Raw genomic sequence first — 9,646 nt, 5'->3', positions numbered from 1 at the left:
TCCACCTTCATGGTCTTGGTGACGATGTCGATGGCCGGTTCGCTGATGCCAATGTAGTTGCCCAGCGACTTGGACATCTTGTTGACGCCGTCCAGGCCCTCCAGCAGCGGCATGGTCAGCACCACCTGCGGCTTCTGGCCGTGGTGCTCCTGCAGGCCACGGCCCATCAGCAGGTTGAACTTCTGGTCGGTACCGCCCAGCTCCACGTCGGCCTCCAGGGCCACGGAGTCGTAGCCCTGCACCAGCGGGTACAGGAACTCATGGATGGCGATGGACTGCTGGGCGGCGTAGCGCTTGGCGAAGTCGTCGCGCTCGAGCATGCGTGCCACGGTGTGCTGGCCGGCCAGGCGGATCATGTCGGCCGCGCCCATCTTGCCGAACCACTCCGAGTTGAAGCGGACTTCGGTACGGCTGCGGTCCAGCACCTTGAACACCTGCTCCTCATAGGTACGGGCGTTGGCCAGCACGTCCTCGCGGCTGAGCGGCTTGCGGGTGAGGCTCTTGCCGGACGGGTCGCCGATCATGCCGGTGAAGTCGCCGATCAGGAAAATGACCTGGTGGCCGAGGTCCTGGAACTGGCGCATCTTGTTCAGCAGCACCGTGTGGCCCAGGTGCAGGTCGGGCGCGGTGGGGTCGAAGCCGGCCTTGATCCGCAGCGGGCGGCCCTCCTGCAGGCGCGCACGCAGATCCTCGAGCTTGAGGATCTCGTCGGCACCACGGCCGATCTGGGCAAGGGCTTCTTCAATCGAGGACACGTGACTACTCCCGGCAACGCCGATTCTTGTGTGGGGTGTTAAAGCAAAGTTAACCCGATTGGCTTCACAAAAGCCAATGGGCACAAGGGTTTGACGCGGTTTTCTCAGGTGTCTATGGTAACCGGCGATCAGGCCCCCGCTCCCGGGCCACCAGGAAAAAACCGCCGATGCACAATTCCGAACAAGGGCGCGCACGCAAGCAGCGCTTCCAGGAACGCCTCCACGTCCTGCACGACAACGCCCTGCATCGGAAGCTCAGGCAACATCTTCCCGCCGCCTTCAACGAGCGCTGGACCCGGCGCCATTGGATGCATGCCAGCCTGTTCGCGACCATCGGCGCCCTGGTGGCGACGATCGTGCCGGGCTTCTCGCACACCATCGACGCCCCCTTTGCCGACAGCCATACCAGCCTGGCACTGCCGTTGCCGCCGCTGGCCATGGCCCGCCAGCAGCAGGTGCCCGGTGACAGCTGGCAGGTGCTGCGCGTGGAACGCGGCCAGACCCTGAGCGATCTGTTCGACAAGGCCGGTATCCCGGCGACCACCCTGCACCGGGTACTGGACCACCCGGGCGCGCGCGAGGCGCTGACCAAGCTTCGCCCGGGCGCCGAGATCGCCTTCGACATGCCGCTGTCCGGCGACCTGCGCAGCATCCGCTTCGACCGCGATGCCGACAACCGGGTGGAGCTGAGCCTGGCCGGTGACGACATCAAGGAGAAGGTGACCAAGCGCGAGACCTCCACGCGCACGGTGGTCACCAGTGGCGAGATCACCAGCTCGCTGTATGCCGCGGCCCGCCGCGCCGGGCTGTCGCCGTCGGCGATTGCGACGATGACCGACGACATCTTCAAGTACGACATCGACTTCTCGAAGGACCTGCAGCCGGGCGACCGCTTCAGCGTGGTGATGGATGAAACCTGGCGCGAAGGCGAGAAGGTGGACACCAGCAAGATTCTGGCGGCGACTTTCACCACCGGTGGCAAGACCTATTCCGGCTTCCGCTTCGACCGCAACGGCAAGTCCGAGTACTACGACATCAACGGCCGTTCGCTGAAGAAGAGCTTCATCCGCATGCCGATCCCGTTCGCGCGGCTGAGCTCGACCTTCGGTGCGCGCAAGCACCCCGTGCTGGGCAAGATGCGCATGCACAAGGGCGTGGACTACGCCGCGCGCACCGGCACCCCGATCATGGCCGCCGGCGATGCCCGCGTGCAGTTCGCCGGCGTGCAGCGCGGTTACGGCAACGTGGTGATCCTCGACCACGGCCGTGGCCACACCACCCTGTATGGGCACATGTCGCGCTTTGCGAACATCAAGACCGGCCAGCGGGTGGCCCAGGGCACGGTGATCGGTTATGTCGGCTCGACCGGCCTGGCCACCGGCCCGCACCTGCACTACGAATTCCGCGTCAACGGCGAGCACCGCAACCCGCTGACCGTGACCATGCCGCCGCCGGAGCCGCTGAAGGGCGCCGAGCTGGTCGCCTTCCGCGCGCAGACCGCGCCGGCGATGGCCCGCATCCAGGGCATGGAGAAGCTGATCTACGCCGATGCCAGCCCGGCACCGACCAGCCGCGACGAGGCCGCCCCCGAGGTGGCCAGCGCCAAGGACAAGAGCAGCACCGGCCGCAAGCGCGGCTGAGCCCCTGCGTTGACGAAGAAGGACGCGGCAGCACAAGCTTGCCGCGTCCTTTTTTTATGCCTGCCATGAATACGACTGCCGACACTGACGCCCCCCTGTACCTTGGCCTGATGTCGGGCACCAGTGCCGACGGCATCGATGCCGCGCTGGTGCAGTTTCCTGCCGGCGGAGGCTGCCGCTTCGTGCACGGCCTGACCGCCCGCTGGGAGCCGGTGCTGCGTGCACGGCTGGTGGCGCTGGGCGAAGGTGGTCCACTGGATTCGCTGGAGGAGCTGGGCGAGCTGGACGCCCGGATCGCGATCAGCTTCGCCGGGGCCGCCAACCAGCTGCTGGCCGAGGCTGGCGTGGACCGCAGCCAGGTGCGCGCGATCGGCTCGCATGGGCAGACCGTGCGTCACCGGCCGCTGGCCGACCCCGCCTTCACCGTGCAGCTGGGCGACGGCAACCGCATCGCCGAGTTGACCGGGATCACCACGGTCTCCGACTTCCGCCGACGCGACGTGGCGGCCGGGGGCCATGGTGCGCCACTGATGCCGGCCTTCCACCTGGCCATGCTGGGCACGACCGACGAAGACCGCGCCGTGCTCAATCTGGGCGGTATCGCCAACCTGACCCTGATTCCGCGCGAAGGTGCGGTACGTGGCTTCGATACCGGCCCGGCCAATGCGCTGATGGATGCCTGGTGCCAGCGCCACACCGGCCGCACCTTTGATGCCGACGGCGCGTACGCCGCCAGCGGCGCGGTGGACGAGGGCCTGCTGGCGGGCTGGCGCTCGGACCCGTGGTTCGCGCTGCCGCCGCCGAAGAGCACCGGCCGTGAGCAGTTCCACCTGGCCTGGGCCGAGGCGCACATGGCCGAGGGCCAGTACGCGGCGGCCGACGTGCAGGCAACCCTGCTGGAGCTGACCGTGGCAACGGTGGCCGACGCGCTGCTGGCGCAGCAGCCGCAGACCCGCCGCCTGCTGGTCTGTGGCGGCGGGGTACGCAACCGACAGCTGATGAAGCGCCTCGCGGCCCGGCTGCCGGACGTGCAGGTGGAATCCAGCGCCGTGCACGGGCTGGACCCGGAGTACGTGGAGGCAATGGGCTTTGCATGGCTGGCGCAGCGGACGATGGACGGGCTGGCCGGCAACCTGCCAAGCGTGACCGGAGCTAAGGGCCCGCGGATCCTGGGTGCGATCCACCTGGCGTGAGGTGGCGCCATCCACGCGTGGCGTGGATCTACCGGGCAGCCGGGCGTGGGCTCGTCTCTACAGCATTGCGGCGCGGCCGCTAATCGAAGCCCTGCCCTGCGGGCAAGGCCTGCAGGGCGGCAATGGCATCGGACAGGGCATCCACTTCCGGATCGCCGAAGCCGGAGCGGACTTCCAGTTCACTGCTGAACAGGCCCTGCTCCAGCAAGGCGGCACAGGTCTGTTCGTGGGTCCAGCCGCGGGCGACCGCGACGCGTTTGATACGTTCCAGCAGCAGCGGGTCCAGGTCCCGCAGCACAACGTCGGCCATGCTCACTTCCCCGTTCGCAAGGCACCGCCCCCTCGGCGCGTCGGGGCGATGATCCCGCAGACCGGGCGGGCAGGCAATCAGGTCGAGCCGGCGGCCTGGCGACGGCGCTGCTGCAGGATCAGCAGGGCGCAGAGGATCACCACCGGGATCGCCACCAGCGCGGTACCGACGAAGAACAGCGCGTAGCCTTCCAGCAGCGTCCGGCCCTGTGCGAGCGTCTGTACCGACCACCCCGAGAGCCCCTTGAGCGCCTTGCCGGGCATCGCGTAGAACGAGCTCAGCAGTGCGTACTGGGTGGCGGTGTATCCAATGCTGGTCAGGCTCGACATGTAGGCGATCAGCGCCGTACCGGCGAAGCCGCTGGCGAAGTTGTCGATTGCCATGGCCACGGCGAAATGGGTTGTGTCCGGGCCGGAATAGGCCAGCCAGGCAAACGCCAGGTTGGAGGCCGGCCCCAGCACAGCGCCTACCATCAGCGCCGCCAGCACCCCCCAGCGGACCGAGACCAGGCCCGCTGCGGCAATACCGACGAAGGTCGCGACCAGCCCGACCGAACCACGCACCGCGCCCACGGTGTCCTCGTCCAGGCCGAGATCGACGTAGAAGGGGTTGGCCATCGGCCCCATGACGAAGTCGGCCATGCGATAGACGCTGATGGCCACCAGGATCAGGATCGCGCCGCTGCGGTGCTCGCGGACGAAGGCGATGAACGGTCCTGCTACGGCGTCGAACAATCCGCGCGGTGTCCACAGCGAGGTCGCCTGCGCCTGCACGGCAGCCACCTCCCTGGCGGGTTCCCTGGCCATGACCACGGCCACCACGCCAAGCGCCATCAGCACGGCCATGATCTCGTACGAGACCTGCCAGCCGACACGGGCCGCGATGATCAGGATCAGCGCATCGGTGACCAGCAATGCAGTGCGGTAGCCCAGTGCCGAGGATGAGGTCAGCAGTCCAAGCTGCTCGCTGTTGTCAGCACTTTCAATGCGCCAGGCATCGATGACGATGTCCTGGGTGGCCGAAGCAAACGCCACGATCACGGCCATCACGCCGAACACGACGATGTGCTGCCAGGCGATACCCAGGAACTGGATCTGGCCCCCCTTGGGCTGGACCAGCGCCATGCCGACCAGGCCCACCACCACAACCAGCTGCGACAGCAGCATCCAGCCACGGCGGCGGCCAAAGCGGCCGAACAGAGGCACGTCGGTCTTGTCGACGATCGGTGCCCACAGGAACTTCATGGTGTAGGCCAGCCCGACCCATGACAGGAAGCCGATCGTACTCAGCTCGATGCCTTCCTTGCGCATCCAGAAGCCGAGCGTGTTGCCCACCAGATAGATCGGCAGGCCGGAACTGAAGCCGAGCAGCAGCATCGCCAGCACCTTGCGCTGGCTCAGGTTGGACAACACCTGCTGCCACGGTCGGCGCGGCTTGGCAGCCTCGGTCACAGGTCGTAGTCCACGGTGAACGGGGCGTGGTCGGAGAAGCGCTCGTCGCGGTAGATCGAGCAGCTTCGCAGGCGGTCACGCAGGCCCGGGGTGATGAACTGGTAGTCGATGCGCCAACCGACGTTGTTGGCACGGGCGGCGCCGCGGTTGCTCCACCAGGTGTAGTCCTCGCCGGTGGGGTTGAGCAGGCGGTAGGCATCGGCCCAGCCGCGGCCGGCGGTGACATCGGTGGCCTGGCCGTGGTCGGCGCAGAGGGCGTTGAGCCAGTCGCGTTCCTCCGGCAGGCAGCCGGAATTCTTCTGGTTGGACTTCCAGTTCTTGATGTCCAGCGCCGAACGCACGATGTTCCAGTCGCCGCACAGCACGTAGTCGCGGCCGCTGCGCGCCCACTCCTCCAGGATCGGCCGCAGCCATTCCATCACTTCGAACTTGAAGCCCTGGCGCAGGTCGCCCGAGCTGCCGGACGGGATATAGAAGGAGACCACGCTGAGGTTGCCGTAGCGTGCCTCGATGTAGCGGCCTTCGTCGTCGAACGGGGCCCAGCCCAGCGACGTGATGACCTGGTCCGGCTCGCGCTTGCTGTAGATCGCCACACCGCTGTAACCCTTCTTGGTAATGGCGTCGCGGTAGAAGCAGTGGTGGCCGTCCGGGCGGAACATCGGGTCGCTCAGCTGGTCTTCCTGGGCCTTGGTTTCCTGGATGCACAGGACATCGGCATCCTGGGCACGGAACCAGTCGAGGAAGCCCTTGGTCGCGGCGGAACGGATGCCATTGGCGTTGAAACTGATGATGCGCATGCGGAAGACCTACGGCGGGAAACCGGGCAAGCATACCGGTTGACTGCAGGGCTGCGCAGTCCGCCGGGTGGGCCCGCCAGCGCCTTCACACGGGGCCGGACGAGCGCGAAACGCCCAGCTGGATTAGGATTTGTGCTCCAAATGAAGATGAATCGAGTTTTGATGAGCGACCACCGCCACCGTTTCCTGCAGTTGGCCCTGACCGCCGACGCCCTTCGCTTCGGCCAGTTCACCCTCAAGTCCGGCCGGCTGAGCCCCTATTTCTTCAACGCCGGGCGCTTCGACTCCGGCTCGCTGCTGTCCCAGCTCGGCGCGTGCTATGCCGATGCCATTGATGCCAGCGGGATCAAGTACGACGTGGTGTTCGGCCCAGCCTACAAGGGCATCCCGCTGGCCACCGCGATGGCCTGCGAGCTGGCCCAGCGCGGCCGCGACCTGCCGCTGTCGTTCAACCGCAAGGAAGCCAAGGACCATGGCGAGGGTGGCCAGCTGATCGGCGCCGACATGCAGGGCAAGCGCGTGCTGATCGTCGACGACGTGATCACCGCGGGTACCGCGATCCGCGAAGCGCTGGGCATCATCCGCGCCGCCGGTGGCACCCCGGCCGGCATCGTGGTGGCGCTGGACCGCCAGGAGATCGCTTCGGAGACCGACCGCCGTTCTGCCGCGCAGTCGGTGGCCGAAGAAGCCGGTATCCCGGTGATCGCCGTGGCATCGCTGGCCGATCTGCTTGATTTCGCCTCCGGCAACCCGGAACTTGTGGGTTACCGGCAGCCGCTGGAAGCCTACCGGGCCCAGTACGGCGTTCGTTCGATCCGCTGACCGACCCAGGGGAAAGGTCATGTCCCGAGTTCCTGCTGTCCTCTTCGCCGGCCTGCTGCTGGTCGTGCCGTTCACCGTACCGGCGCAGTCGCGCGACAGCGGCAAGGCGGAAAAGAAGCTGTACTGCTGGAACGAGGGCAAGGAGCGGATCTGCAGTGATTCGCTGCCGGCCGACGCGGTCAACCATGCCCGCGAGGAATTCAATGCGAGCACGGGCCTGCGCAATGCGCAGGTCCAGCGCGCGTTGACCGACGAGGAGCGTGCCGCTGCCAGCACCGCTGCGCAGCAGCAACAGCTGGACCTGATGGCCGAGCAGACCCGCCAGCGCACCGAGCAGGCCATGTTGTCCACCTACGGCAGCGAGGCCGACCTGCGCCGGGTGTTTGCCGAGCGCCAGGAAGTGCTGGACAACAACCTGAAGACAGCCGAGTACAACGTCACCAGCCTGCGTGAGTCGCTGGTGGCGCTGCTGTCGGCGGCGGGAGACCGCGAGCTGGCCGGCGCCAAGGTGGCCGACAAGCAGGCCGAGGCGATCCGCAAGCGGCATGCGCAGCTGCAGGCGCAGCAGCGCCTGCAGGCCGGGCTGGTGCAGCAGCAGCAGGCGTTGAAGGCCGAGATCGACAGCACCCTGCAGCGCTATCGCGAGCTGAAGGGGCTGGTGCCAGCGGACGCTCCGGCGGGCTGACGGCGCTGCCTCCGCCGGGCATGGCCCGGCGCTACCCCGGGCCTGGTTACGGGTTGGCCCACGGAATTTATGCACTCTTTACGCGTCGGCCCGGTCCAGCGCGTAGTGCGTTTATGGGGGGTAGGACGACGATGGCGGCCTGAGGTGGAGGGGTTCCACCAGGACGCTATTGCAATGTCCCCCTGGCTGTCGTTGTTGTGTGGCGTGCTGGTGCTGGTTGCCGCCGCCTATCTCCTTTATGTCGTGCTGCGGCCCGAGTCGTTCTGAGCGGAGCCGGCCATGACTGAGATGCTTGTGATTATTGCCGCCAGCCTGCTGCTGGCGTGGCCGCTGGGCCTGTACCTGGCGCGCGTGATGCGCGGCACGCCGATGAAGGTCGACGTGCTGTTCCACTGGATCGAGAAGCCGCTGTACAAGGTGCTTGGCGTCGATCCATCGCGCGCCATGTCCTGGCGCGGCTATGTGCTGGCCTTCGTGCTGAGCAACGTGGTGGTCGCGGTGCTGACCCAGGCGGTGTTCATGACCCAGGCCTGGTTGCCGTTGAACCCGGACCAGATCCCGAACATGCGCTGGGACACCGCGCTGCACACGATGATCTCGTTCCTGACCAACACCAACCAGCAGCACTATTCGGGCCAGGCGCAGCTGTCCTACTTCTCGCAGATGACCGGCATCACCGGCCTGCAGGTGGTGACGCCGATGATGGGCCTGGCGCTGGCGGTGGCGACGCTGCGCGCGTTGTTCTCGCGTGCGCCGCAGGCTGCGGCGACCACCAGGGCCGGCGATGACCGCCAGGTGGCGGTGGGCAACTACTACGTGGACGTGGTGCGCCTGTGCGTGCGCTTCCTGCTGCCGCTGTGCCTGGTGTGGACGCTGGTGCTGACCAGTCAGGGCGTGCCGTCGACGATGGCCGGTGGGCCACAGGCCACGCCGATCGATGCCAGCGCTGGCATGGCCGAACAGAAACTGCCGTTGGGACCGGTGGCGGCGATGGTCGCGGCCAAGCAGCTGGGCGCCAACGGCGGCGGCTGGTATGGCCCGAACAGCAGCTTCCCGCTGGAGAACCCGACCCCGCTGTCGAACGCGCTGGAGATCGTCGGCATCCTGCTGGTGCCGATGGCGGTGATCTTCATGATCGGCGCGTTCACCGGCCGGCGCCGCTTCGGCGCCCTGGTGTTCAGCTGCATGCTGGGCATGTCGCTGCTGTCCACCGGCGCGATGATGTGGAGCGAAGGGCATAGCGCCAGCGCCGCCACCCCGCTGCTGATGGAAGGCAAGGAAGTGCGCTTCGGCGCCGATGGCACTGCGCTGTGGGCGGCGGTGACCACCCAGGTCTCCAACGGCTCGGTCAACGGCATGCACGATTCGCTGGCGCCGCTCAGTGGCGGCATCGCGATGGTCAACATGCTGGTCAGCGCGATCTGGGGCGGCATCGGTTGTGGCCTGCAGCAGTTCATCGTGTACCTGCTGCTGGGTGTGTTCCTGGCCGGGTTGATGACCGGGCGCACGCCGGAACTGTTCGGCCGCAAGCTGGAGACGCCACAGGTGCGCCTGCTGGCCCTGCTCGTGCTGCTGCAGCCGATCACCCTGCTGGTGTTCACCGCGATCACCCTGGCCGTGCCCGGCCTGGCGGGCACCTCCAATCCCGGCTTCCATGGCATCAGCCAAGTGTTCTACGAGTATGTCTCGGCCTATGCCAACAACGGTTCGGGCTTCGAAGGGCTGGGAGACGCCACGCTGTGGTGGAACCTGAGCTGCTCGCTGGTGCTGCTGCTGGGCCGCTTCCCGCTGCTGATCATCCCGCTGGTGGTGGCCGCACAGCTGGCTGCCAAGCGCCAGGCGCCGGAGTCTGCCGGCAGCCTGCAGATCGAAACGCCGACCTTCGCCCTGACCCTGGTCTCGGTGATCGTCATCCTGACCGTGCTGCAGTTCATGCCGGCGCTGGTACTCGGCCCGATCGCCGACCACCTGAGCCTGGGACTGCACTGAGGAC

At 67.2% G+C, this 9,646-nt stretch carries 10 protein-coding genes (1 of these 10 only partly in view); 6 read left to right on the top strand and 4 right to left on the bottom strand.

Annotation, left to right across the window (positions count from 1 at the left end; translation table 11 throughout):
• On the bottom strand, positions 1–755 hold the 5' portion of the coding sequence (tyrS, locus tag Q9Q79_RS01585) for a tyrosine--tRNA ligase (RefSeq protein ID WP_005407778.1). 457 nt of this gene lie to the left of the window's left edge; only the first 755 of its 1,212 coding nucleotides appear in the window; its start codon is at positions 753–755; its stop codon lies beyond the left edge, outside the window.
• A 167-nt stretch (positions 756–922) separates the two neighbouring features.
• Here tyrS and Q9Q79_RS01580 point away from each other — a divergent pair, with 167 nt between their 5' ends.
• Both Q9Q79_RS01580 and Q9Q79_RS01575 read left to right on the top strand, forming a co-directional pair.
• Positions 923–2,395, top strand: a complete 1,473-nt coding sequence (locus Q9Q79_RS01580; protein ID WP_005407777.1) for a peptidoglycan DD-metalloendopeptidase family protein — start codon at positions 923–925, stop codon at positions 2,393–2,395.
• Positions 2,396–2,460: 65 nt separating this feature from the next.
• Positions 2,461–3,588 carry an anhydro-N-acetylmuramic acid kinase gene (locus Q9Q79_RS01575; RefSeq protein WP_088436400.1) on the top strand — a complete coding sequence of 376 codons (1,128 nt, stop codon included), beginning with the start codon at positions 2,461–2,463 and terminating at the stop codon, positions 3,586–3,588.
• Positions 3,589–3,667: 79 nt separating this feature from the next.
• Here Q9Q79_RS01575 and Q9Q79_RS01570 read toward each other — a convergent pair whose 3' ends face one another.
• The 3 genes from Q9Q79_RS01570 to Q9Q79_RS01560 all read right to left on the bottom strand — a co-directional run bounded on the left by Q9Q79_RS01570 (position 3,668) and on the right by Q9Q79_RS01560 (position 6,146).
• Positions 3,668–3,898 carry a hypothetical protein gene (locus tag Q9Q79_RS01570; RefSeq protein WP_005407775.1) on the bottom strand — a complete coding sequence of 77 codons (231 nt, stop codon included), beginning with the start codon at positions 3,896–3,898 and terminating at the stop codon, positions 3,668–3,670.
• Between the two features lie 77 nt (positions 3,899–3,975).
• A complete protein-coding gene (locus Q9Q79_RS01565; RefSeq protein ID WP_005412009.1) occupies positions 3,976–5,349 on the bottom strand; it encodes an MFS transporter in 1,374 nt (457 codons plus the stop codon).
• Positions 5,346–6,146: an exodeoxyribonuclease III gene (locus tag Q9Q79_RS01560; RefSeq protein WP_005407773.1), complete on the bottom strand. Its 801-nt coding sequence runs from the start codon at positions 6,144–6,146 to the stop codon at positions 5,346–5,348. The genes Q9Q79_RS01565 and Q9Q79_RS01560 overlap by 4 nt, the downstream gene beginning before the upstream one ends.
• A gap of 162 nt (positions 6,147–6,308) precedes the next feature.
• Between Q9Q79_RS01560 and pyrE the strand changes: the two genes are divergently transcribed.
• From pyrE to kdpA, 4 genes are all read left to right on the top strand, one after another.
• On the top strand, positions 6,309–6,968 hold the full coding sequence (gene pyrE / locus Q9Q79_RS01555) for an orotate phosphoribosyltransferase (RefSeq protein ID WP_005407772.1): 660 nt from the start codon (positions 6,309–6,311) through the stop codon (positions 6,966–6,968).
• 19 nt (positions 6,969–6,987) lie between these two features.
• Positions 6,988–7,653 carry a hypothetical protein gene (locus tag Q9Q79_RS01550; RefSeq protein ID WP_005407771.1) on the top strand — a complete coding sequence of 222 codons (666 nt, stop codon included), beginning with the start codon at positions 6,988–6,990 and terminating at the stop codon, positions 7,651–7,653.
• Positions 7,654–7,827: 174 nt separating this feature from the next.
• Positions 7,828–7,920, top strand: a complete 93-nt coding sequence (locus tag Q9Q79_RS01545) for a potassium-transporting ATPase subunit F (protein ID WP_005407770.1) — start codon at positions 7,828–7,830, stop codon at positions 7,918–7,920.
• A 12-nt stretch (positions 7,921–7,932) separates the two neighbouring features.
• The gene (gene kdpA / locus Q9Q79_RS01540; protein ID WP_183153727.1) at positions 7,933–9,642 is read left to right on the top strand and encodes a potassium-transporting ATPase subunit KdpA; all 1,710 of its coding nucleotides are present in this window, start codon (positions 7,933–7,935) and stop codon (positions 9,640–9,642) included.
• Positions 9,643–9,646: the final 4 nt, after the last annotated feature.

This window comes from Stenotrophomonas sp. a6 (assembly GCF_030913325.1).
GTDB classification, from domain to species: domain Bacteria; phylum Pseudomonadota; class Gammaproteobacteria; order Xanthomonadales; family Xanthomonadaceae; genus Stenotrophomonas; species Stenotrophomonas maltophilia.
The sequence above is the reverse complement of the archived record's forward strand: the minus strand, read 5'-3'. Positions and strand labels throughout refer to the sequence as shown.